We start from the raw sequence: 22278 nt of genomic DNA on the forward strand, positions 1-22278 counted from the left end.
CGCCCGTGGTTCAGGCGGAGTTCGCGTGGAGTTCGGATCCCGCCCGGCAGACGGCGGGATCGAGCACGGGGTGGGAACGGACGGGGTCGTGCGGAGGGGGCCCGGGTACGATGTACCGGACAGCTCCCCGCACCCACCCCGTGACGAATCCCCTTATTCCCCAGGAGGTCTCCCGTGACTTCGATCCCCTTCCGCCGATCGCTGACCGGCCTGTTCCTCATCGGCGCCCTGCTCGGCGCCGTCGGCTGCTCGGGTGGCCAGGACGACGGCGGCGGACGCGACCGGTCCCCCGACACGACGGACGCATCGGGGGGCATCGTCGACATCGACGGCTACTGGTCGGACGCTCGGCTGCCCGACCCGCTCGCGGAGGTCGAGGTGCAGCTGCCCGAACCCAAGGCCGGTGAGGCCCTGGCGACTGCGAAGGCCCAGGTGCTGTCCCTCGACAGGGCGGGAGACAGCGTCCGGCTCGTCGGCGCCTGGTTGCGGCCGACCTCGGGTCCCTCCCTCGGTTCGCACGAGCTCACCGGAGGATCGGACTACTTCCATCAGGTCCCGTGGGTCCGGCTGCTCGACGCGCAGTCGGGCCATCTCATCGAACCGCTCTACGGTGCGGAGACCGATGTCGCGAGCAATGACCGCAAGAACGAGTGCCTGTGCTCACGGACGACCTCCAAGGAGCAGGGGGAGGACTTCGTACCGGAGGAGATCGAGCTCTTCTACGCCGACTTCCCCGCTCCCGCCTCGCAGCAGGTCTCGGTCATGTTCGGTGAGTTCATCGAGCCGACCGACGAGATCCCGGTGTCCGAGGGTCAGCAGTTCGAGAACACCGCAGAGGGGACTGCCGTGTTCGACATCCGCAGCGACAGCGGGGCGCTCCCGGCGGGCTACGGTGCGGAATCGGCGCAGCGCGCGGTGCTGCCGTTCGCATCGCGCATACGCTCCGTCACCGGGTCCTCGGTCAACGTCGAGGACGAGGAGACCGAGCTCTCCCTGCCCGCGGACGTGCTCTTCGAGGTCGACTCGAGCGAGCTCGACGGCGAGGCGGAGAAGGTCCTCGACGGCGCCGTCGACACCCTGCGGACGACCGCACAGGGGCAGGAGGTCGTCATTGCCGGGCACACCGACGATCAGGGCGAGGAGGACTACAACCAGACGCTGTCGGAGAAGCGGGCGGAGACCGTCCGGGAATATGTCGAGCCCAAGCTCGCCGATGCCGGGCTCACCTTCTCGACGCAGGGCTTCGGAGAGACGGATCCATTGGCGCCGAACCTCACGGCGGACGGGAAGCCGAACGAGGACAACCGGGCGCTCAATCGCCGGGTCTCGTTCGTGTACCAGCCGAGCGGCTCGGGCGATCTCAGCGTCGAGACGGGTGAGGAGCTGCCGGAGGCGCCGGTGATGGCGGGGGCCGAGGCGCCCGACGGTGTGCTCGCCTCTGCGATCCTCGAACAGCCCGGCGACCGTGGTGACACCCCACTTCGCATAGACCTGCTCGAGGTGGCCGAGGCGGGGGACCATGTCCGGGTCGGCTATGCGTTCGCGATGGCCGATGGCGGGCCGATCCAGCGCAATCTCTTCTACGGCAGCGCCCTGGTCAAGTCCCACCTGCACTTCGGGGTGAACTCCTTCGGCCTCGGTCAGAACCCGTCGAGCAGCAATGTCACCGTGATCGGCACCGACTCGGGTCAGCAGTACTGGCCGGTGACGGGCGACGGGGTGAGCTGTCTGTGCACCGAGGCCGCCGGGACCCGCGGCCACGGGTTCACCCTGAGCTCGCCGATGTTCGCCTACTATCCCGCAGCGGCGATCGAGGAGGGCGGCACGGTGCTCCGGTTCGCAGACAGCGGCGAATGGGAGCTCGATCTGGAGTCCTACCTCGGCCAGCAGGCGACGGGGGCCGAGGGCTGATGACGTCTCAGCTCCGTGCTCCGGTCGCCGGGGGCGGCCGTCGAGCCTGCCCCGCTCCTCGAGGGCGGTCATGAAGCGCAGGGGGCCGCGGCTCGAGCTCGGCGCAGGGATCTGGGGAGGACTCGCCGCTGTCGTGGTGATCGCAGTCCTGCTGCCGGTGGCCCCGCAGCTGGGGCATCGTATCCAGGAGGATGCGTGCAGCCGTTTCGGCGCATGCACGACGCTCGAGGAGATGTCACTCGCCTGCAGTCGCCCCGATCGCGGAGCGATCACCGGCAAAGCCCGCACGACGGTCTACCACGCACCCGTCGACGACGGCCGGTCGCAGCTGAGCCTGTTCGCGGACGGGACGGCGACCGTGGTCGAGGTCGACGGGCCCCACCCGGTTGCAGCCGAGGCGTCGCAGGGCGGCCCGGTCGCTGAGGTGGGCCCCTTCGAAGAGTACGGATTCACTTCCCATGTCGATGCCCGGCGCTGGCTCGTCGGGCGCACTCCGGGGGATCGCGCAGTCGCGGATTCCAGCGCTGGACCGGCCAATGACACGGTCGGTGCAGGCTACTTCCGAATGCAGGAGGCGCTCGGCCTCGGCGCGATGCAGAACCGTCCCGCTGATGCTGCGGTGTCGGCGGTGAGCGTGCCGGGGGCCACCGAGCGGTCGGTGATCGTGAGCACCCGTGCGGACGGCTCGTACACCACCTTCGCCGTCGCCGAGCTGCCGTGGCAGGAGAGTCCCCGCATCACGTCGATGGCCGCATGGATGGGCATCACCGGGATGCTGACCTATGCGATCGAGCACGATCCGCGGGGTGTGCCCGTCGGTTTGACTCTGTCAGGAACTGCACGGGAGCGCTGGAACATGGACGTGCTGCGGTCGCAGCAGGTCGGGTCCCAGTCATCGGCCGCGGCGGACGACGTCGAGCCGTTCGCCATCCGGACCTATTCCCTCGATCTCCGCACCGCACGGAACGCCGAGGCCTTCGACGCGGTGTTCGAGACCGTGCGTCACGGAGCTGCCGAGATCCGGGTTCTGCCCCGTCGCCAGTTCGACCGCCTGGTCGTCGACGGCGACTACGACCGCAATCCCGTCGACGCCCTCGCCGATCGGATCGGAGCCGACGCGGTGCTGGTCAGCGCGCGCTATGCTCCCGGTCGGGCGGGCTCCGGATCGCTGAGCACGGCAGCGATGCTGTCGCTCGTGTCCGGGGTGCCGCAGCGCGGGGTGGGTGAGCTCATGCTCGAATCGGCAGAATCGATGGACCTGGCGAACCCCGAGACGGAACCCGAATCGCTCGTCGACTGCGAGATCGAGGAGACCGAGGAGGAGTGAGGTTCTACGGTCCCGCTCTGCTCGTCTCGACTCTCGCGTTCGTGGTCTGCACAGCTCTCCTGCTCACGATCGCGCTCATCGGCGGGCCTGCTCTCGTCACCGTGGCGGGCCCGACGACGGCGGCGACATTGCTCGGCGTGCTGGGCTTCCTGGCCCGCGCACTCGTGTCGGGGTGGCTCACCGGTCGGCTGATCGTCATCCGAGCGTCGGTGGCGACGAGTCTGCTCAATGTCATGAGCGGGTTCGTGCTCGCGTTCGTGCTGCCCGCGTTCCTGATGGCCATCGGGGACGCGGGAGTGCCGGTCGGGTCCCTCGTCCTCGCCGCCGGCATCGATCTCGGGGTGGGGCTGGCCGCGGTGGCCCTCGGCGCCCTCCTCGCCCACCTGCGCGCGCGGTTGACGCCGCGGGAGGAGCGCGCCCCCCGCGAGCGCCGGCCGCAGCGCCGACCGGCGCGGCGTTCGAGGTCACGTCGCCGATGAATCGGCGGAGAGGAGAATGAGACGATGTCTCCGCTGCTGAGATTCCCGCGGCGGGTCAGTCGAGGGGAGCTGGCCCTCCTGGTGCTGGGCACGCTCGCGACCGTGCTCGTGACGGTGTGGCGCGTGGATCCCGATTCCGGAGTGCTGTGGGCCGCGCTGCTCGTGAGCGTCGCCGCGCCCCTTCTGATCTGGGTCGATCTGCTCGAACGCCGGCTGCCCGATGTCATCACGCTGCCTCTCGTTCCGCTGGTGATCGGCGCTCTCGCGGTGCCTGCGGCCGCGGGGGGAGATTGGGCCCGATTCGGCATGGCGCTGCTCGCCGGCGCTGGGGTCGGTCTGTTCTTCTTCACCCTCTTCCTCATCTCCCCGACCTCGATCGGGTTTGGCGACGTCAAGCTGGCACTGAGCCTGGGGCCGGCTCTCGGGTGGTTCGGGCCGCTGGTGACGGTCGTCGGGGTCTTCGGGATGCTCGTGCTCGGCCTCGTCCACGGTCTCGTGGTCATGGTGCTCACCCGTCAGGGGCGTTCGACGAGCTTCCCCTTCGGGCCTGCGATGCTGTGTGCCGCTCTGCTGTGCCTGTGGGCGTTCGGGGGAGCGTGATCCGAGGCTCCGTGCGCTGGAGCGAGAACCGGGCCTGAGGGCCCAGGGTGCTTGGGTCCATGAGTGGGATTCGGTGCTCTCCTCCGTCGGAACGGGCCTGCGTATCCTGAGGGCATGTATTCTTCATCCCCTCGATCCCGCATCCCCGTGCCGCATCCGCCGGATTCCCCGCCCGTTCCCGCATCCACCCGTGCGCGGATGCTGCGCGCCCTGAAGCAGCGCACGACCCGGATGTCCGACACCGGGCTCGTGAGCGTCGAATACCTCGCGACCGCTCTCATCGCCTCAGCGATCATCGGGACTCTGATCGTCGTGCCGGTCGCCACACAGCCGCAGGTCACGGAGGACTTCGAGGCTGCCGTGTGCCGGATATTCTCCGAGAACGGGGGGTCGGGGGACTGCGGCGGATCCGAACGCCCGGAAGCTGCGCCGGAACAGTCCGAGAATCCCAACGACTTGCCTCCGACGTGTCTCGTCTCCACCACTACCGAGAACAGCTCCGCGAAGCTCGACATCAAGTTCGTGACGATCGAGGGCGGGTACCAGATCAAGATCGAGGAGATGAGCGACGGCACGCTCAAGTACACGCTCGTCGGCGAAGGCGAGGTCGGTGCCAAGCTGTCCACCCCCACGGAAGGGGCCGAAGCGTCTGCCGGGATCAACGGCGGGCTCTCGCTCGGCGACACGTGGATCGTCGATCCGAACTCCGAGGACGCTGCAGCGCTCGAGCAGCAGATCCGCGACTACGCTCTCGTGCAGATCGCCGACCGGGCGTCGGGCGGCTGGCTCGGCGGGCCTGCGAGCTTCATCTCCGGCAACCCGACCCCGCCGCGGGACCCGGATGTCACCTACACCACCGGCAGTCTCGAGGTCGAGGCCGAGGCAGGGGTCTCCGAGCCGCTCGGCACCGACAGCCCCGAGGGACTCGACATTCCCGGTATCCCCTCCGCAGAGGCGAGTGCTCAAGCGGCCGTGAACGCCGGGGGCTCCTACACCGTCCGCAACGACACGTCGAAGGACGGCGGCGTCGTCACCTCGTACGAGTTCGAGCTCGAGGCCGGTGGCAGCGCCCGTGCCGAGATGAGCGCCAAAGTGGACGGGAACAAGGCATCCTACGGAGCCGGATACGATGCGTCCATGAAGGACCGGGTCGGCATCTCCTACCAGAACGGTGAGCTCTACGAGATCCGGATCACCCAGACGCGGGCGGTCAACGTCGGTCCCGACGGGAAGATCAAGCTCGCCGATGGTCAGACCGTGAGCATCGGTGCCGACGGCGGCACATACACGACGACCACGATGACGCTCAACACTGAGGGGATGACCCCGGAGCAGATAGCGAAGATGAAGCAGTGGGCGGATTTCACCCAGTCCGGGTTCATCGCCCCGAACCTCTACGACATGATGCACGACGGCGCACCCGATCACCTGCTCAACGACACGGTCACCGACTTCTCGAACCTCGCCTACGACGAAGGGCAGCTGGGGGCGAACACCTATCAGAAGACCGGTGCGGATTCGTCGATCGGCGCGAGCGAGGGGTCCGGCAACGACAAGCTCGGCTTCAGCATCGACAGCTCGATCAGCGGTGCCGATCTCATCGAAGCTACCCACCTCTCGAAGGATCCGTCCGGGAACCGGGAAGTCGTGCAGAATGAGGCGTGCCTGCAGTGACGCGCGAGGTCGCCCCGGTCCGGCCCGGCGACGGGTTCCGGCCCGGGGCGTCGCCGTCCGCGCCGACGTCACCGAGTGAGGAGAGACTCCCATGAGACACCTACACACTGCAGCTGCGGTGCTCGGGGCCGTCGTGCTCCTGGCGCTGTCCGGCTGCACCCCATCCGGCTTCACCGAACATCGCTTCGAGGACGTCCGAGTGGCGGTGCCGGACGGTTGGGCCGAATCGCCGGCCGATGCCCTCGACGACACGTGGCAGTTCGGTCTGGACGACAGCGCTGAGGGAGAGACCAGGGCTCGACTCCGCGTCGCGCCGATGTACGGTTCCTCGCCCCATCCGGTGAATGCGGAATCGACTCTCTTCGCCGATGCCGAGATGGGGCAGCGATACGGGAAGGACTTCCATGCCGACGTGCGCGAGGAGACCGAGATCGAGGGCGCGCGATCCGCGTTCAAGACTGAGTTCACCTATTCGTCCACCACGGGGACCGCGATGACGGGCCGCTGGTGGTTCATGTCGAATCCGGACACCGGTCAGGTGTCCGGGGTGGAACTCGTCGGTGAATCCGATGTGCTGGACCCCGACCTCATCCGCGATGTCGAGAGAACGCTCGAGCTCGATCCGCAGGACGAGGGGAGACGTGGCGATGAGTGATCTCATCCGGGCCTGGACCGCCGGCGCGGCCGTCTACCTGCTGCTCAATCTCGCACTGACCTTCATCCTGCCCTACCGCCTCTACGACGTCTTCCTCCTCTGCCCGTTCGCGGCTGCGGTCGTGTCATCCGCCGTCCATCTGTGGAAGGGGAAGGGTGGCTGGGGGCGTCACCTGCTCGCGGCGTTCATCGTCCCTGTGGCGATGGAAGCGTACTTCGTCGGAGTCCACGACATCCCCGACGGCCATTCGGTCGGCGAGATCGCGCTGGGGACCGTGAGCACCCTCGTGGTCGCCGCCCTCGGCCTCGGAGTGGTCCATGCTGCCGAGCGCTGGGTGTTCGCTGAGAAGGCGCACTCGTGATGCGGGTCGTCCAAGTGGCGTGCGGAGGTGTGCGATGACGAGCACCGCAGGGGGATTCGGCGTCTTCATACCCGTCATCATCGTCATCATGCTCATCGTCGTCGGATTCGGCTTCGTCACCGTCATGCGCCGCCGCAGCGTGCCGATGTCGCGGGTGCAGCAGACGACGCCCGGCGTCATCGAGTCCGCACTGATCCTCCACAACTGGAAGCGCTACGCCCACACATGGAACGACGAGGACCCGCGGGGGATCCATCTGACGCTCCGGTTCACCGAGGACGGGCAGACCGTCCGGCGCACGATGGACTGGAAGAGCCCTCCGGTGCTGCCCAAGCGGGTGCGCGACCGGATCGTGCGCCGCCTGCCCATGGATCGCAGCACCGGCGTGCAGCTGCCGGACCGGGATGCCCGCCGTGCGGCGGACCAGCAGGCGCGGGCCGGCGGCTACCGGCTCGTGCTCGACCCCGAGATCCCGGTGCTCGTCCACCGCCTGGACGACGGTTCGTACCGGTGGTCGGAGGATCGGCAGCGGTAGCGCCGGCGAGGCGCCCGGCCACCGCAGACCAGCCATTCGTCCACCTCCGCGCATGCCTTCGGCCACCGCAGGCGAGGCGCCCGGCCCGGTTCCGGCCTGCGCGCCGCGGGTCTAGGCTGGAGCACGCACCTGACCGCACGAGGAAGGACGTACGATGACGGACGGCGCGACGACCCCGAACGACCCCGCACTGCCCACCGAGCCGCTCGACGCAGTGGTCCCCGAGGCCGAGGACGACCTGCTCGCCCAGCCCGGTGACGCGGACTCGCCCGAGCCCCTCGACGGCCGCGACGGCCAGCCGGCGGCCGGCGGATCCGACGAGCCCGAGCTGCTCGACGCGGAGGACCCGCTCAAGGATCCGCAGCGGGCCGCCGACGAATCCGACACCCTGCTCACGGAGACCCCGCTGCCGGAGGACCCGGTCGGCTGAGCGCACCTGCACTGCTCCAGCAGCTCGCGTCACCCGAACGGCAATTTCCTGCGGTTCCTGAGAGCGGATCCGCATGATTCTGCACTCTCACCGCGGTAATTCCAGGCGGCGGCGGACCGGATAGCCTTGGACTCGTGACGAACAGTGAGGGCGCCTCCGCCCGCCTCCCCCGGATGCCGCTGCGCGGCGTTCTCGCCCGCTGCTGGTGGCGCGCGACCTCCTACCGCCTGGTGCGCGAGGATCCGCCGGTGACCGGGTCGCGGATCCTGCTGGGCGCCCCGCACACCTCGAACTGGGACTTCGTCCACATGCTCGCGATCGCCTGGGACGCACGTCTGCGGGTGCGCTGGCTCGGCAAGCAGGAGCTCTTCCGCGGCGTCGGCGGCCCGCTCATGCGGATGCTCGGCGGTGTCCCCGTGGACCGGTCGAACCCGGCCGGGCTCGTCGACGCGGTGATCGAGCGAGCGCGCACCGAGCCGGACTTCTCGCTCGTCGTCACGCCCGAGGGCACACGCTCCGGCGACGGCTGGCGCAGCGGCTTCTACCGGATCGCGATGGCGACCGGACTGCCGGTGACGCTCGGGTTCATCGATGTACGCTCCCGCACCACCGGGCTGGGGCCGACGATCCGACTCACCGGGAACATGGCCGCCGACATGGATCGGATCCGCGCCTTCTACGCCGACAAGGCCGGGATGAAGCCGGAGCTGCGGACGGAGCCGCGCCTCTCCGGCGAGGGCCGGACCGCAGACGGGCACCCGCGCGCGGGCGAGCCGACGCAGCCGTCCTGAGGGTGTATGAGCAGCCGTCCTGAGGGTGTATGAATAGCGAGATCCCGCGGTTCCTGAGAACGGATCCGCGGGATTCTGCTGTATCACTGCTGTGGCTCCGACCGGCGTCGATCCGGTGACCTTTCGATTTTCAGTCGAACGCTCTACCAACTGAGCTACAGAGCCGAGTGCGGTCCATCGTACCGCACGGAAGAACGAAGGCCCTTCTGAAACAGAAGAGCCTTCATTGCTCCGCGACCCTGACGGGACTCGAACCCGCGACCTCCGCCGTGACAGGGCGGCGCGCTAACCAACTGCGCCACAGGGCCATATTCATTTGTGTCGTGCTGCGGGGATCCGCTCATCGTACACGTACCCCCAACGGGATTCGAACCCGTGTCGCCGCCGTGAAAGGGCGGTGTCCTAGGCCACTAGACGATGGGGGCCCAGTTGCCTCACCGTTCTCACGGCGTTTGAACCTCAGTCAGCCTACCCCAGAGCCGCGACGCTTTGCAAAACCGGAACGGCTCCCCGGGGCGTGAGGTGCATCACGGCCCACCGGGGCGAAGGGGCACGCCGGCCGGCGTTCGTAGACTGGGGGCATGGAGAAGATCGACGATGCGCGGTTCGACGCCCTCGTCGACGCCGCGATGGCGGACCTGCCGCCGGGCGTCGAGGACTTCATGGACAACGTGGCGCTGTTCGTCGAGGACGCGCCGCCCCCGGAGACCCCGGACCTGCTCGGGGTGTACGACGGGATCCCGCTCACCGAGCGCGACGGCTCCTGGGGGTTCGTGCCCCCGGACACCATCGTCCTGTTCAAGAACCCGCTCATCGACTTCGCGCGCGACGAGGAGCATCTGCGGGCGGAGATCCGGATCACCATCGTCCATGAGATCGCCCACCACTGCGGGATCGACGACGACCGGCTGCACGAGCTCGGCTGGGGCTGAGTCGTGGATTGGCTCACACGCTGAACCATCACCTAGAGTGGCGGGGGTATTCAGACCACTCTCGTTCGACCGGACTGCGTGGTCCGGATGCTTCGACAGCATGAAGACGAGCAGGAGGCTACAGCCACACATGTCGATTGCGGCCCGCATTCACAGCTCAGCGACACCGGCACTGCGCGTGCTCAACCTGGCCGGGGTGGAGTACTCGGTCCACGAGTTCGACCACGACCCAGCGGTCCGGCGCTACGGCCCGGAAGCGGTCGAACAGCTCGGCACCGACTCCGCGCGCGTCTTCAAGACCCTGATGATCCTCGTCGACGCCGAGCCCGTCATCGCGCTCGTCCCCGTCTCCGGCCAGCTCGACCTCAAGGCGCTCGCCGGGGTCCTCGGCGGCAAGAAGGCTCACCTCGCGGGGATCGCTGAGACCGAGCGACGCACCGGCTACGTCGCCGGCGGGGTCAGCCCGTTCGGCCAGCGCAATGCCTCCCCGGTCGTCCTCGACCGCACCGCCCAGGACTTCAGCACCGTGTTCGTCTCCGCCGGTCGCCGCGGCATGGAGATCGAGATCCGGCCCAACGACCTCGTCATGCTCACGAACGCGCGCATCGGGAAGATCGCCAACCTCGACTGATCGCCGATCCCGGCAGGGAACCCTGCATCGAATCGGTTGACAGAGCTCGAGCAGACGCGCCTATACTGTCGAGTAACTTTGCGGCTGCGGACAGGATGCGATAGTGGCGACCTACAGTTCCCGTCGACGCTTCATCACCGCCACCGCCTGGACAGCCCCTGCCCTCGTGGTCGTCACGGCCACTCCGGCGCTCGCGATGAGCACGCGGGGGTTCTCGGTGCTGTTCAATCAGGCGCTCGCGGGCTCCGACGGCTTCGTGCAGCAGTCGTACCTCAACCTCGGGATGCAGCCGGGGACCTCGGCATTCACGCTTCCGGCATCGATGACGGTGTACTTCCAGGTCGTCGGACTCAATACGCGGACCGTCGATGAACGCAGCTTCACCGCAAGCAGTTCCGACGGCACAGTGACGAAACTCGCTTACGATCCGACGACACGGACGACGAGATTCTCCTGGGTGATCCCCGCCGGAACGCGGATCCCGAGTCTGTCGACCTCCAACCCGGGGGACACCGCTTACCCCGATGTCGCGTTCTACTGGCGCGACGGACTCACGTCGAACGGCCGCATCACCAACAAGGTCGTCGTCACCGGGATCAGCGGGCCCACGAGTTCTCTGCCTCTCACCGGGTACGGCAATCGGCAGGCCGGACCGGCGAGTGCACCGATCGACTCCGCCGTCGTCGGCGACCTCTCCACCGGCAACGGGATCTACTGAGCGACGTCGAAGTCACGGGCCCGCGTTCGGACGCATCGGGCTCTCCTACAGGTACTCCGCCTCGCCCACCTCCGGTGCGCACGTCCCGGCGGTGACATCGGCGAGCATCGCCAGACAGGCGTCCACCTCTCCGGCCGGCACCGCGAAGCGATGGGTGACGGTCTCCGCCCACGTGCTGTCGGCCACCGTCCACCCGGCCTGCTCGGCCAGGCGCTGTGCCTGTGCGGCGTGGGCGTAGTCGAGCTCCGCGGTCACCGGGACGACGAGGTTCCGGCGCACGGTCTCGAGCTCCCAGAGCGCCTCGGATGCGGCGGCGCCGTAGGCGCGCACGAGCCCGCCCGCCCCGAGCTTCGTCCCGCCGAAGTAGCGGGTGACGACGGCGACGACATTGGTGAGCCCGTGCCCGGTGACGACCTCGAGGATCGGGGCGCCCGCGGTGCCGGCCGGCTCTCCGTCGTCGGAGGACCGCTGGGTCCGCCCGTCCGGTCCGAGGACGAACGCGGTGCAGTGGTGCCGGGCCTTCGGATGCGCCGCGCGCTGCTCCTCGACGATCGCCCGGGCGGCCTCCTCGGTCGCGGCATGCGCGACGCGGGCGATGAAGCGGGACCGTTTGATCTCGATCTCCGCGGTGTTCTCGCCCACCGGCTCCTCGTAGCCCATGCCGGCCACTGTATCGGGCGGCCCCGCCGGGGCCTGTCGGCAGTCGGAACACGACAGGGAGCACCGGTCCCGGCGACGCCCCGGCCCGGTGCACGCCGGCCTGTCCCGACCCGCGGGATGACGCGGCCGAAACCGCGCCCGCGCCTCGGCGGTGGCCTACGATGAGGGGACGAAGCCGCCGGCCCGCGGACTGCGGTCCGCACCCGCCACGCCGAGAAGGGGTGTCCATGTCCGATTTCACCGAGGCAGAGCTCGCAGCCATCCGCAGCGAGGCCGAGCGCACGTACGAGCTCGACCGCGCGCACGTGTTCCATTCGTGGTCGGCGCAGGCGCAGATCTCGCCGATGGTGATCTCCCGGGCGCAGGGCCCCTACGTGTTCGACGGCGAGGGCACGCGGTTCCTCGACTTCTCCTCGCAGCTCGTCAACACGAACATCGGCCACCAGCACCCGGCCGTCGTCCAGGCGATCAAGGATCAGGCCGACCTCATCTGCACGATCAACCCCGCCCACGGCAACGCCGCCCGTTCCGAGGCCGCCCGTCTCATCACCGAGCTCACGCCGGCCGGCCTCGATCACGTGTTCTTCACCAACGGCGGTGCGGACGCCAACGAGCACGCGGTGCGCATGGCGCGCCTGCACACCGGCAAGCACAAGGTGCTCGCCCGGTATCGCAGCTACCACGGCGGCACCCAGACCGCGATCAACATCACCGGCGACCCGCGTCGCTTCGCCAACGACCGCGGCGACTCCGGGGTCGTCCACTTCTTCGGACCGTTCCTCTACCGCAGCGAATTCGATGCCACGACCGAGGCGGAGGAGACCGAGCGGGCGCTGCGCCACCTCGAGCGGACCATCCAGCTCGAGGGCCCGCAGACCATCGCCGCGATCGTCCTCGAGTCGATCCCCGGCACCGCCGGCATCATGATCCCCAGCCCGGAGTACATGCAGGGCGTGCGGCGGCTGTGCGACGAGTACGGCCTCATGCTCATCGCGGACGAGGTCATGGCCGGGTTCGGCCGGGCCGGGAAGTGGTTCGCCTTCGAGCACTTCGACATCGTGCCCGACATCATCACCTTCGCCAAGGGCGTCAACTCCGGCTACGTGCCGCTCGGCGGCGTCATCATGAGCGACGACATCTACGCCACCTTCGCCGAGCGCGCCTACCCCGGCGGCCTCACCTACTCCGGCCACCCGCTCGCGTGCGCGGCCGCCGTCGCGACGATCACCGCGATGCACGAGGAGAACATGATCGACAACGCCGCCAAGCTCGGTGCGGAGATCCTGGGACCGCGGCTGCAGGAGTTCTCCGAGAAGTACCCTAACGTCGGCGAGACCCGCGGCGTGGGGATGTTCTGGGCGCTCGAGCTCGTGCGCGACAAGGAGACCCGGGAGCCGCTGGCGCCCTACGGCGGGAGCTCGCCGGAGGTCGCGGAGATCGTCGGGAAGCTCAAGGCCGGCGGCGTGCTGCCGTTCAACAACTTCCACCGGCTCCACGTGGTCCCGCCGCTCAACATCTCCGCCGACGAGCTCAACGCCGGGCTCGACGTGTTCGAGCAGGTCCTCTCCGAGGCGCACTACACCTGAGCAGATCGCAATTTCCGGCGGTTCCTGTGAGCGAATCCGCGAGAATTTGCACTCTCAACGGTCTTCTTCGGCGGCCGGCCGCCTCCCGTGACCGACCGCCTCCCGCGACCGACCCGACCGCCTCCCGCGACCGACCCGACCGCCTCCCGTGCTGTCCTCACTGCGCGTCAGCCGAGGCTGTCAGTCGAGTGCGCCCCCGACGAGCCGCGCGGCCACCCCGGTGAACAGGTCGACCCCGGCGCACAGGTCCGCGTCCGTCGTGTACTCGCCCTCGTTGTGGGACACCCCGTCGACGCTCGGCACGAACAGCATGACCGAGGGCACGACGTCCTTGACGTTCGTCGAGTCGTGGCCGGCGATCGTCATGATGTCCCGGTGGCTGAGCCCGAGCTCCTCGGCGACCTCACGGGACAGCTCGACGCCGCGCGGATCGTAGGGGAGCAGCCCCCAGGAATGCGCGGTGTCCTTCTCGATCCGGACGCTCGCGAGCTCCTCGATCTCCGCGATCCGCTCGTGGAGCAGCGCATCGGCCTGCGCGACGAGCGATTCGTCGGGGGAGCGCATGTCGAGGTGGAGGCGCACCTCGCGCGCGACGACGACCGGGGAGTTCGGCTCGATGACCATCTGCCCGACCGAGGTGTGCATGTCGGGACCGAACCGGTCGGCGATCTCGCGGGCCGCGACGACGAGGTGGGAGGCGCCGAGCAGCGCATCGTGCCGGTCGGAGATCACCGTGGACCCGGTGTGCGACTGGTCGCCGGTGACGATGAGGTGGTACTTCTGCGCGGCCCATGTCGCTTCGACGAGGCCGATCGTCACCCCCTCTTCGTCGAGGTGGCGGCCCTGCTCGATGTGGATCTCCGCATAGGCGGCGGCCTCCGGGCCGTCACCGGTGCCGAGCGCCCCACCGGCTTCGAGCGCCTCGGCGACACTCACCCCGGTGAGGTCGACGGTCTTGAGCGCGGCGTCGGCGTCCATCTTCCCGGTGTAGACGCTCGAGCCCATCATCGAGGGCTGGAACCGGGAGCCCTCCTCGTTGAACCAGTTGACGACGGCGATGTTGTGCCGCGGCGTGTGCCCGGACTCCTCGAAGCGGCGCACCAGGCGCCAGGCGGCCTGCGCAGCGGCGAGCACCCCGTAGGCGCCGTCGAACTTTCCGCCGAGCGGCTGGGAATCGAGGTGGGAGCCGAGCAGCACGTACGGTGCGCCGGGTGTCCACGTGTACAGGCCGAATTGGTTGCCGACCCGGTCGCACTCGACGCGGAACCCGCGCTCGGTGAGCCAGGCGGTGAGCCAGCCGCGCTGCTCCACGTCGGGGGCGGTCATCGCCTCACGGTCGACGCCGCCGCGGGGTGTCTCTCCGAACCGTGAGAGCTCCCGGAAGTCGGCGAGCACCTCGGCGTCGAGCTGTTCGGCGGTGAGCTGCGAGTAGGCGGGGTCCGTCATGTCTCTCCTCGGGTGTCGGGGTGGGTGGTGAGTGGGCCGTCGGCGTGCGAGACGGCGATCGAGATTGCGATGATCTGCGGAAACGCTCTCAGGAACCGTCGAGAATTGTAGTCTGGGGTCAGAGGGTGGAGTGGGTGAACTCGCCGCCGAGCAGCGTGGCGCGCACCGGGATGTCCTTGATCGTCGTCGGATCGACCTCGAGCGGCGAGGCCCCGAGCACGACGAGGTCGGCGAGCTTCCCCGTGCTCAGCGTCCCCTTGGACTCCTCCTGGCCCGAGGCGCGAGCGGCCACCTCGGTGTAGGCGCGCACCGCCTGCTCCGGGGTCAGGCATTCGGATTCGGCGCCGAACACCGCGCCGGAGCGGGTGCGGCGGTCGACGAAGGACTGGATGCCGCGCAGCGCGTTGCCGTCCGCGCACGGCCGGTCCGAGCTGCCCGGCACCAGGACCCCGGCCGCCACGAGCGAGGCCGCGCGATAGAGCAGGTGGGCGCGCTGCGGGCCGACCGAGGAGTTCATCCCGTCCCCGATCCCGTCGGCGAACGCGCCCTGCGGGGTCACCGCGATGCCGTACTCCGCGAGCACCGGCAGGTGCTCGTCCCGCACCATCCCGGCGTGCTCGATCCGGTTGGGGATCCGGCGCCGTCCGTACCGGTCGACGGCCTCGGTGATGTTCGCGACCGCCTGGTCGACGGCGAGGTCGCCGATCGCGTGGACGGCGAGCGACCACCCGGAGCGGTAGGCATCGAGGGTGAGGCGGCGCAGCTCGGCCGGGTCCTCCTGGAGGTACCCGGGGTGATCGCGGCCCTCGTAGTTCTCGGTGAGCGCGGCGGTCTCGCCGGACATCGCACCGTCCATGAAGATCTTCACCGGGCCCAGGCTGATCATGTCGTCGCCGAACCCGGAGAGCATGCCGAGGTCGAGACCGAGCCCGATGTCGTCCGCGGCGTGCGCGGCCATCGGGTGGAGGGCGCTGATCGAGGGCATGAGCTGGGCGCGTGCGCGCAGCCGCCCCTCCGCTCGCGCCCGGAGGTAGGCGGTGACCTCGATGGGGGAGTGGCCGATCCATCCGGCGGCGATCCCGGCCTCCCCGAAGCTCGTGATCCCCTCCCGCGCGTAGTGCGCGGTGGCGAGGTCGAGGGCGTGGACGATCGCCTCGGCCGAGTACGGCCGGATGAGGTCCTGGACGAGCGTCTGCGCGGTCTCCTCGACGAGCCCGGTGGGTCGGCCCTCGGCGTCGCGCACGATCTTCCCGCCCACCGGCTCGGTGAACCCGGGCTCGAACACCCCGGCAAGCTCGAGGGCGCGGGTGTTGACGATCGCGGCGTGGCCGCTGACCTGCCGCATGAACAGCGGCCGGTCGCCGGCGATCCGGTCGAGCACTGCGATGTCGGGGTATGCGCCGTCATAGTCCTGGTGGGAGTAGCCGGTGGCGTTGACCCACTCCCCGGCGGGGATCCCGGCGACGGCGTCCTCGAGGGTGCGGTACACCTCGGGCAGGCCGCCGGGCAGCTTCTCCACGTCGATCGAGGCGAGCGTGAGCCCGAACCACGTCGTGTGGCAGTGGACGTCGTTGAATCCCGGCAGCACCGCGGCACCCTCGAGGTCGACGGTGCGCCGCGCAGTGAGGCCCTCGAGCTCCTCGTCGAAGCCGAGGAGCCGGCCCTGGTGGATGCCGATCGTCGACGCGGTGGGGCGGGCGTCGTCGAAGGTCACGGCGGCGGCGTTGCGCAGCAGCAGGTCGATCTCCATGAGCGGTGGGACTCCTTTCAGGGCCGGCTGGTGCGGATGTCCGGGTCGGTGAGCGCGTGCACGATCGCCGGGCCGGGGTGGGCGAGCGCCTGGGCGAAGGCCGCGGCGAAGTCCTCGGTGCGCGTCACCTGCACCCCGAAGCCGCCGAAGGAGCGGGCCCAGGCGCCGAAGTCCGGATTGCCGAGGTTCGTGCCCGAGGGCCGCCCGGGGTACTCCCGCTCCTGGTGGGCGACGATCGTGCCGTAGCGGGAGTTGTCGTTGATGACGATGGTGAGGTCCGCGCCCTCATTCACCGCGGTGGAGAACTCCTGGCCGTTCATCATGAAGCAGCCGTCGCCGGCGATCGAGAACACGGTGCGCTCGGGGTGGACGAGGGCGGCGGCGACGGCCGCCGGCACCCCGAAGCCCATCGAGCCGTTGCGCGGGCCGAGCACGGAGGGGAAGCCGTGGACCGGCAGGAACCGCGCCGCCCAGCCGGTGTGGTTCCCCGCCCCGTAGGCGATGATCGCGTCGTCGGGCAGCTGCTCGCGGATCGCTGCGAACGCGAGGTCCATGTCGACGTACTCCGGGGCACCGCCCGCCCCGCCCGAGGCGCCCGCCGCATCCGAGTTGCCCGTGTTGCGCGAGTTGCCCGCCCCGCCCGCGGCATCGGCCGGCGGCCGGGGCTCGCGCCAGTCGAGGAACGCCTCGCGCACCTCGGTGACCCAGCCCGGCGTCTCCGCGACCACCGGCTCGAGCCCGGCGACGGCGGCACCGAAAGCGCGCGTCGTCGACACGACGAGGTGGTCGAGCGGCCCGAAGTGGCCGTGCGTGGTGGGGTCGCGGTTGATGACGATCGTCGTCTCCGGATCGCAGCCGAGCTCGTAGGAGTTCGTCATGATGTCGGTGCGCGCGCACCCGAGGAAGATCTGCAGGTCCGCGGCGGCGAACGCCTCGCGGCTCACCGGGGCGGATCCGATGCCGAGCGCCCCGAGGTAGTGCGGGTGGGCGTGATCGATGCCGTCGTAGGCGCGGAAGTCCGCGAAGATCCCTACGCCGCGCCCGGCCGCCCACGCGGCCACGGCCGCCGAGGTCTCCGCATCCCACATCTCCCCGCCGGTGACGAGCACCGGCCGCTGCGCACGGGCGATCGCGGAGTCGAGGAGCTCGAGGTCGGCGGCCGCCGGCCCGGGCTCGGCGACCGGCCGCGGGGGCACGGTGGCCCCGTCGGTCCGGGCGAGCTGGGTCTCCTCCGGCAGCCCGACGATGACCGGGCCGGGGCGGCCGGAGACCGCGGTGTGCATGGCGTCGGCGACGATCCGGGCGGCGGAGGCGGGGTCGTCGAGGACGAGCACCTTCTTCGCCGTCGACCCGAACCAGCCGCCGAGGTCGAACTCCTGGAACGCCTCGCGCCCGCGCACCTCGGTGGGGATGAGGCCGACGAACACGACGAGCGGGGTGGCGTCCTGGTAGGCGTTGTGGACTGCGATCATGACGTTCGAGGCGCCCGGCCCGCGGGTCACCATGGCGATGCCGGGCCGGCCGGTGAGGCGGCCCTCGGCGACGGCCATGTAGCCGGCGCCGCCCTCCTGCCGGCACACGACGGTGCGGATCGGGGAGTCGTGGAGGCCGTCGAGCACGTCGAGGTAGGACTCCCCGGGCACGCAGTAGATCCGGTCGACGCCGTGGCGCTCGAGCTGCCGGACGATGAGGTGGCCGGCCGAGCACGGTCCGGTGCGCGGGTTCCCGGGCGCGGGGGCGGGTGCGGACTGCGGGGAGGAAGGGGTGGTGGATGCGGCTTCGTCGCTCATGGCACCACTCTAACCACGGACCCGGTCACGGAGTGAGGCGTGTCACAGGAAGAGACCTCGGCAACTCGCGGCGTGCACCGCTGGGCCCGCCTCAGCGGTGCACGAACTCCGCGATCTCGCCGAGGTGCGCTGCGGTCAGGCATTCCCGCGCCGAGGTGCGGATGAGCAGGGCGTCCGCGGCCGGGAGCGAGGCGGCGAGCGCGGCCCGGTCCGCCTCGGCCGGTGGCAGGTGGTCGTCGATCCACAGCACCCGGCCCGGCGGCTGCCCGGACCGCTGCGCCTGCGCGGCGAGGTCGGCGAGGAGCGCCCGCTCCTTGCCGTGGAAGATCGTCGGACCGTGCCCCATGACCTCGAGCCACGGGCATTCGGGCAGACCGAGCGCGCGGAACAGGTACGGGGCGTCGTGCTCCCAGGAGGACACGGTCGTCACGCTCACGCCGGGTGCGCCGAGGATCTCCGCGAGGCCGGCGATGATCGACGCGGAGTACGCGACGGGCACGAATCGTCCGTCGGCGACCCGGACGTCGCGGGCGGTGAAGTCACGCGGGAACGGCGGCGACGGCTCGGTGACGAGCACGCCGTCGATATCGAGGTAGACGTGCATGCCCGGGCCCGTGCAGCCGTTCAGCGGGTCGGCGAATCGGGGTGGTTCGGCGAGGCGGGGTCCTCGGTGATGACGGTGTTGCCGTCGGCATCGGTGATGAGGCGGTCGCCGTGGGCCGCTGCGACCGCGCGCGGATCCGGGTTCGCCTCGACGTAGCCGCCGCGGTTGTCCTCGGTCCGGTCCGACGGGCCGAGCACCTCCTTGGCCGCGTCGTTGAGCGAATCGAGACCCGTGTTCCCGCTCGTCTCGACCGGGTCGTTCTTCGTCTGCTTGTCCTTCGACATCATGTGTTCCCCTCGTGGTGGCGGTGGCAGCGGCGGCTGCGACCGTGGTTCCTGCTTCCCAGCATACTGCGGCACGTCACAAGAAATCCTGCCGGATGTGCTCAGCCGGTCGGGTGGAGCACCCGGTGGAGGAACTCCCGGGTGCGCTCCTGCTGCGGGTCGCCGATCACCTGGGCGGCGGGACCCTCCTCGACGACGATGCCGTCGGCCATGAACACGACGCGGTCGGCGACGTCGCGGGCGAACGCCATCTCGTGGGTGACGACGATCATCGTCATGCCCTCGTCGGCGAGCGAGCGCATGACGTTGAGGACGTCGCCGACGAGCTCCGGGTCGAGCGCCGAGGTGGGCTCGTCGAAGAGCATGACGTCGGGGTCCATGGACAGGGCGCGGGCGATCGCCGCGCGCTGCTGCTGGCCGCCGGACAGGGAGGCCGGCGAGGCGTCGATCTTGTCGCTCAGCCCCACCCGCTCGAGGTTGTGCTCGGCGACGCGGTCGGCCTCGGCCTTCGAGCGCTTGAGCACCTTGCGCTGGGGGACCGTGAGGTTCTCCCGGACGCTGAGGTGGGAGAACAGGTTGAAGCTCTGGAACACCATCCCGATCCGGGTGCGGGCGGCGTCGATGTCGATGTCCGGGTCCGTCATCGACTGGCCGTCGACGATGATCTCCCCGGAGGTCGGCACCTCGAGCAGGTTGATGCACCGCAGCAGCGTCGACTTGCCGCTGCCGGACGGGCCGATGATGCACACGACCTCGCCGCGGTGGACGGCGCCGTTGATGTCGGTGAGCACCTCGTTGTCGCCGAACGACTTCGCGAGCTTGGTGATGCGGACGATCGGCTCCCCGGTGCGGTCGACGCGGTGCCGGGCGGGCGCCTCGGCGGGGGACGCTTGGGTGGTGGGAGACCCGGCGGCATGTGTGCCGGCGGCGTGTGCTCCGGTGGCGGGCGCCTCGGCGGCGGGATCGGTCTCGCAGGCGACCGGCGGGTGCGGGGTGTCTCCGGTGGGGGTGCTCATGAGGATTCCTCTCCGTCTCAGCTCTTGGTCCCGACGTCGCCGAACTTCCGTTCGAGCACCCGGGAGAGGTAGGACAGCGGGATGGTGATGACGAGGTAGCACAGCGCGATCACGATGAACGGGGTGAGGCTGGCGGAGTTGACGATCTCGGCCCGGGCGAGGGCGGCGAGCTCGCGCCCGCCCACCGCGGAGCCAAGGATGTAGGCGAGCGAGGAGTCCTTGGTCAGCAGGATGAGCTCGTTCGTCAGCGGCGGCAGGATGATGCGGAACGCCTGCGGCAGCACGATGGTGATCATCGCCCGCGAGGACGACATGCCGAGCGAGCGGGCGGCCTCGACCTGGCCCTTCGGGACGGCCTGGATGCCGGCACGGATCGTCTCCGCCATGTAGGCGCTCGACACCAGGCCGAGCGCGATCATGATGACGACGAGCTTGCTCAGCCCCATCCCCGGGAACGCGACCGGCAGCCCGAAGCCCATGACGAGGAACACGACCAGGGCGGGCAGGCCGCGGAAGAACTCGATGTAGATCGCGGAGATCCAGCGGTAGGGCCCCACCGAGGACAGCCGCATGAGCGCGAGCACGATCGCCAGCGCCAGACCGAGCACGAAGCCGAGCAGCGTGAACAGCAGGGTGTTCTTCAGCGCGACGGTGATGACCTCGGGGAACATGTCCAGGGCCACGTCGACGTTGAGGAAGGTCTCCGCGAGCCGGCCCCAGTCGGCGGCGATGACGACGAGTGCGAGCGCGATGAGGAGGATCGCGTACTGGATGCCGCGGGAGATCTTCGCCTTCTTGCGCTTGCTCATCCCCGGCTTGACGTGCGGGGGCGGTGCGGGGTCGGAGGCGGGACGGGTGCTCGGGTCCGAGGTGCGGGTCTCCGCTGCCGGGGAGCTGTCCTGGGTCACGGTCGGTCTTCTCTCGACGGCCCTCCCGCGGTGCGGAGGGCGAGTGGCGGGCTCCGGGTCCGGTCGACGGGCCGGTCGAAGGGGTGGTCCCGGACGGGTGGGCGTGGGGGAGCAGGGTCATCGCCGGCGCCCGGACGGGGAAGGGGCGCCGACGATGACGATTGCGGGTCAGCTCGCCGGGGCGGTGCCGAACCACTCCTCGTAGATGCCGTCGTACGTGCCGTCCTCGCGGGCCGCGCCGATGACCTCGTCGACCTTCTCGATGAGGGCGGTGTTGCCCTTCTTCGCGGCGATGCCGTACTGCTCGCCGGTCTGGATGTCGAAGCCGACGGCGTAGTCGGTGTTCTCCTTGGCGAAATCGTAGAGCACGCCGTTGTCGTTGATGACGGCCTCGACCTCGCCGTTCTGCAGCGCCTGGAGGGACAGCGGCAGGTCCTCGTAGGTGATGACCTCCGCGTCGCCGAGGTTCTCCTCCGCGTACTGCAGGCCGGTGGTGCCGGTCTGCGCGGCGATGCTCTTGCCCGCGAGCCCGGCCTCGTCGGAGATCCCGGAGTCGGCCTTGGACAGCACGGCCTGGTTGGCGTCGAAGTAGCCCTCGGAGAACTCGATAACCTCTTCGCGCTCCGGGGTGATCGTCATGCCCGCGGCGGCGAGGTCGCACTCGCCGGTGTTGAACGCCGCACCGGTGGTGATGGTCTCGAACGGGGTGTTGACGATCTCCTGCTCGACGCCGAGCTCCTCGGCCACGAGGTCGACGAGGTCGACGTCGAAGCCGACGACGTCGCCGTCGCGCTCGAACTGGAACGGCTGGTAGGACAGGTGGGTGCAGACCTTGAGCTTGCCCTCCTCGAGCAGCGGCACGCCGCCCTCGCCGGTGGCTGCGGGTTCGGAGTCGCCTCCGCCGCCGCAGGCGGACAGGGCGATGAGCAGGGCGGCGGGCAGGGCGAGAGCGGTCGTCAGACGTCGTTTCACAATGTCTCCTCGGTGGGTCGGGCGGCCGGGCGGCCGTGGACTGGCCGCGGGGGCCGGTATGGAGGACAAGCTACTCCGGGACGGCTGCGACCGGGGTGTGCTGACGCCGCCCCGGGGCGAATCGTGTCCGTTTCGTTGTGACCACGCTCACGTCTGTGGGTGCCTCGGCGCCCGGACCGCGGGCCCGGTCCCGAGGCGCCGGCCGCGTGATCGCCGCG

At 69.8% G+C, this 22278-nt stretch carries 23 protein-coding genes and 3 tRNA genes; 14 read left to right on the forward strand and 12 right to left on the reverse strand.

What is annotated here, in order from left to right; all coding sequences use genetic code 11:
- Positions 1–174 precede the first annotated feature (174 nt).
- The 10 genes from FDF13_RS05645 to FDF13_RS05690 all read left to right on the forward strand — a co-directional run bounded on the left by FDF13_RS05645 (position 175) and on the right by FDF13_RS05690 (position 8763).
- Entirely contained in the window at positions 175–1911 is a 1737-nt protein-coding gene (locus FDF13_RS05645; protein ID WP_137318815.1) for an OmpA family protein, read from the forward strand.
- A gap of 70 nt (positions 1912–1981) precedes the next feature.
- Complete coding sequence (locus FDF13_RS05650; protein ID WP_137318816.1) at positions 1982–3238, forward strand: hypothetical protein; 1257 nt, start codon at positions 1982–1984, stop codon at positions 3236–3238.
- Entirely contained in the window at positions 3235–3717 is a 483-nt protein-coding gene (locus FDF13_RS05655) for a hypothetical protein (protein ID WP_137318817.1), read from the forward strand. The genes FDF13_RS05650 and FDF13_RS05655 overlap by 4 nt, the downstream gene beginning before the upstream one ends.
- A gap of 24 nt (positions 3718–3741) precedes the next feature.
- A complete protein-coding gene (locus FDF13_RS05660; RefSeq protein WP_137318818.1) occupies positions 3742–4317 on the forward strand; it encodes a prepilin peptidase in 576 nt (191 codons plus the stop codon).
- A 198-nt stretch (positions 4318–4515) separates the two neighbouring features.
- Positions 4516–5991 carry a hypothetical protein gene (locus tag FDF13_RS05665; RefSeq protein WP_137318819.1) on the forward strand — a complete coding sequence of 492 codons (1476 nt, stop codon included), beginning with the start codon at positions 4516–4518 and terminating at the stop codon, positions 5989–5991.
- A gap of 118 nt (positions 5992–6109) precedes the next feature.
- Positions 6110–6646, forward strand: coding sequence for a hypothetical protein (locus FDF13_RS05670; protein WP_137318820.1), 537 nt, complete (start codon positions 6110–6112; stop codon positions 6644–6646).
- Positions 6639–7007: a hypothetical protein gene (locus FDF13_RS05675; RefSeq protein ID WP_137318821.1), complete on the forward strand. Its 369-nt coding sequence runs from the start codon at positions 6639–6641 to the stop codon at positions 7005–7007. The genes FDF13_RS05670 and FDF13_RS05675 overlap by 8 nt, the downstream gene beginning before the upstream one ends.
- Positions 7008–7041: 34 nt before the next feature.
- A complete protein-coding gene (locus FDF13_RS05680) occupies positions 7042–7542 on the forward strand; it encodes a hypothetical protein (protein WP_137318822.1) in 501 nt (166 codons plus the stop codon).
- A 154-nt stretch (positions 7543–7696) separates the two neighbouring features.
- Positions 7697–7972 (forward strand): hypothetical protein, encoded by a 276-nt coding sequence (locus tag FDF13_RS05685; protein ID WP_137318823.1) that lies wholly within the window; start codon positions 7697–7699, stop codon positions 7970–7972.
- Between the two features lie 173 nt (positions 7973–8145).
- Complete coding sequence (locus tag FDF13_RS05690) at positions 8146–8763, forward strand: 1-acyl-sn-glycerol-3-phosphate acyltransferase (RefSeq protein ID WP_137320382.1); 618 nt, start codon at positions 8146–8148, stop codon at positions 8761–8763.
- A 92-nt stretch (positions 8764–8855) separates the two neighbouring features.
- On the opposite strand, the gene FDF13_RS05695 is transcribed toward FDF13_RS05690, so the two are convergent.
- From FDF13_RS05695 to FDF13_RS05705, 3 genes are all read right to left on the reverse strand, one after another.
- A tRNA-Phe gene (locus FDF13_RS05695) sits at positions 8856–8928 on the reverse strand.
- A gap of 69 nt (positions 8929–8997) precedes the next feature.
- Positions 8998–9071, reverse strand: a tRNA-Asp gene (locus tag FDF13_RS05700).
- A 44-nt stretch (positions 9072–9115) separates the two neighbouring features.
- Positions 9116–9188: transfer RNA gene (locus tag FDF13_RS05705), tRNA-Glu, on the reverse strand.
- A gap of 156 nt (positions 9189–9344) precedes the next feature.
- On the opposite strand from FDF13_RS05705, the gene FDF13_RS05710 reads away from it, so the two are divergent.
- The 3 genes from FDF13_RS05710 to FDF13_RS05720 all read left to right on the forward strand — a co-directional run bounded on the left by FDF13_RS05710 (position 9345) and on the right by FDF13_RS05720 (position 11044).
- Positions 9345–9695, forward strand: a complete 351-nt coding sequence (locus FDF13_RS05710; protein WP_137318824.1) for a metallopeptidase family protein — start codon at positions 9345–9347, stop codon at positions 9693–9695.
- 130 nt (positions 9696–9825) lie between these two features.
- Positions 9826–10326: a Cys-tRNA(Pro) deacylase gene (gene ybaK, locus FDF13_RS05715; protein WP_137318825.1), complete on the forward strand. Its 501-nt coding sequence runs from the start codon at positions 9826–9828 to the stop codon at positions 10324–10326.
- A gap of 103 nt (positions 10327–10429) precedes the next feature.
- On the forward strand, positions 10430–11044 hold the full coding sequence (locus FDF13_RS05720; RefSeq protein WP_137318826.1) for a hypothetical protein: 615 nt from the start codon (positions 10430–10432) through the stop codon (positions 11042–11044).
- A gap of 45 nt (positions 11045–11089) precedes the next feature.
- On the opposite strand, the gene FDF13_RS05725 is transcribed toward FDF13_RS05720, so the two are convergent.
- Positions 11090–11704, reverse strand: a complete 615-nt coding sequence (locus FDF13_RS05725; protein WP_137318827.1) for a YigZ family protein — start codon at positions 11702–11704, stop codon at positions 11090–11092.
- A gap of 227 nt (positions 11705–11931) precedes the next feature.
- Here FDF13_RS05725 and FDF13_RS05730 point away from each other — a divergent pair, with 227 nt between their 5' ends.
- Positions 11932–13290, forward strand: a complete 1359-nt coding sequence (locus FDF13_RS05730; protein ID WP_137318828.1) for an aspartate aminotransferase family protein — start codon at positions 11932–11934, stop codon at positions 13288–13290.
- A gap of 180 nt (positions 13291–13470) precedes the next feature.
- Here the strand turns inward: FDF13_RS05730 and FDF13_RS05735 are convergent, their stop codons facing one another.
- The 8 genes from FDF13_RS05735 to FDF13_RS05770 form a co-directional block, all read right to left on the reverse strand.
- Positions 13471–14736 (reverse strand): M20 family metallo-hydrolase, encoded by a 1266-nt coding sequence (locus tag FDF13_RS05735; RefSeq protein ID WP_137318829.1) that lies wholly within the window; start codon positions 14734–14736, stop codon positions 13471–13473.
- Positions 14737–14854: 118 nt separating this feature from the next.
- On the reverse strand, positions 14855–16486 hold the full coding sequence (locus FDF13_RS05740; RefSeq protein WP_137318830.1) for an amidohydrolase: 1632 nt from the start codon (positions 16484–16486) through the stop codon (positions 14855–14857).
- Between the two features lie 17 nt (positions 16487–16503).
- Entirely contained in the window at positions 16504–18276 is a 1773-nt protein-coding gene (locus FDF13_RS05745; RefSeq protein ID WP_137318831.1) for a thiamine pyrophosphate-dependent enzyme, read from the reverse strand.
- Between the two features lie 91 nt (positions 18277–18367).
- Positions 18368–18880, reverse strand: coding sequence for an HAD domain-containing protein (locus tag FDF13_RS05750; RefSeq protein ID WP_137318832.1), 513 nt, complete (start codon positions 18878–18880; stop codon positions 18368–18370).
- 20 nt (positions 18881–18900) lie between these two features.
- Positions 18901–19167: a hypothetical protein gene (locus tag FDF13_RS05755; RefSeq protein WP_137318833.1), complete on the reverse strand. Its 267-nt coding sequence runs from the start codon at positions 19165–19167 to the stop codon at positions 18901–18903.
- Between the two features lie 98 nt (positions 19168–19265).
- Complete coding sequence (locus tag FDF13_RS05760; protein ID WP_137318834.1) at positions 19266–20180, reverse strand: amino acid ABC transporter ATP-binding protein; 915 nt, start codon at positions 20178–20180, stop codon at positions 19266–19268.
- A gap of 17 nt (positions 20181–20197) precedes the next feature.
- Complete coding sequence (locus FDF13_RS05765) at positions 20198–20989, reverse strand: amino acid ABC transporter permease (protein ID WP_137320383.1); 792 nt, start codon at positions 20987–20989, stop codon at positions 20198–20200.
- Positions 20990–21256: 267 nt separating this feature from the next.
- Positions 21257–22060 (reverse strand): basic amino acid ABC transporter substrate-binding protein, encoded by an 804-nt coding sequence (locus FDF13_RS05770; protein ID WP_137318835.1) that lies wholly within the window; start codon positions 22058–22060, stop codon positions 21257–21259.
- Positions 22061–22278 lie beyond the last annotated feature (218 nt).

Origin of the sequence: Brevibacterium sp. CS2, assembly GCF_005280295.1 — a bacterium.
In the GTDB taxonomy this organism is placed as follows: domain Bacteria; phylum Actinomycetota; class Actinomycetes; order Actinomycetales; family Brevibacteriaceae; genus Brevibacterium; species Brevibacterium pityocampae.

Coding starts and splice junctions, on each gene's coding strand:
- FDF13_RS05755 (WP_137318833.1), bottom strand. CDS start 19,167: ATGATGTCGAAGGACAAGCAGACGAAGAACGACCCGGTCGAGACGAGC.
- FDF13_RS05740 (WP_137318830.1), bottom strand. CDS start 16,486: ATGGAGATCGACCTGCTGCTGCGCAACGCCGCCGCCGTGACCTTCGAC.
- FDF13_RS05735 (WP_137318829.1), bottom strand. CDS start 14,736: ATGACGGACCCCGCCTACTCGCAGCTCACCGCCGAACAGCTCGACGCC.
- FDF13_RS05750 (WP_137318832.1), bottom strand. CDS start 18,880: ATGCACGTCTACCTCGATATCGACGGCGTGCTCGTCACCGAGCCGTCG.
- FDF13_RS05730 (WP_137318828.1), top strand. CDS start 11,932: ATGTCCGATTTCACCGAGGCAGAGCTCGCAGCCATCCGCAGCGAGGCC.
- FDF13_RS05660 (WP_137318818.1), top strand. CDS start 3,742: ATGTCTCCGCTGCTGAGATTCCCGCGGCGGGTCAGTCGAGGGGAGCTG.
- FDF13_RS05680 (WP_137318822.1), top strand. CDS start 7,042: ATGACGAGCACCGCAGGGGGATTCGGCGTCTTCATACCCGTCATCATC.
- FDF13_RS05650 (WP_137318816.1), top strand. CDS start 1,982: ATGAAGCGCAGGGGGCCGCGGCTCGAGCTCGGCGCAGGGATCTGGGGA.
- FDF13_RS05765 (WP_137320383.1), bottom strand. CDS start 20,989: ATGAGCAAGCGCAAGAAGGCGAAGATCTCCCGCGGCATCCAGTACGCG.
- FDF13_RS05710 (WP_137318824.1), top strand. CDS start 9,345: ATGGAGAAGATCGACGATGCGCGGTTCGACGCCCTCGTCGACGCCGCG.
- FDF13_RS05725 (WP_137318827.1), bottom strand. CDS start 11,704: ATGGGCTACGAGGAGCCGGTGGGCGAGAACACCGCGGAGATCGAGATC.
- FDF13_RS05675 (WP_137318821.1), top strand. CDS start 6,639: ATGAGTGATCTCATCCGGGCCTGGACCGCCGGCGCGGCCGTCTACCTG.
- FDF13_RS05665 (WP_137318819.1), top strand. CDS start 4,516: ATGCTGCGCGCCCTGAAGCAGCGCACGACCCGGATGTCCGACACCGGG.
- FDF13_RS05745 (WP_137318831.1), bottom strand. CDS start 18,276: ATGAGCGACGAAGCCGCATCCACCACCCCTTCCTCCCCGCAGTCCGCA.
- FDF13_RS05685 (WP_137318823.1), top strand. CDS start 7,697: ATGACGGACGGCGCGACGACCCCGAACGACCCCGCACTGCCCACCGAG.
- FDF13_RS05760 (WP_137318834.1), bottom strand. CDS start 20,180: ATGAGCACCCCCACCGGAGACACCCCGCACCCGCCGGTCGCCTGCGAG.
- ybaK (WP_137318825.1), top strand. CDS start 9,826: ATGTCGATTGCGGCCCGCATTCACAGCTCAGCGACACCGGCACTGCGC.
- FDF13_RS05690 (WP_137320382.1), top strand. CDS start 8,146: ATGCCGCTGCGCGGCGTTCTCGCCCGCTGCTGGTGGCGCGCGACCTCC.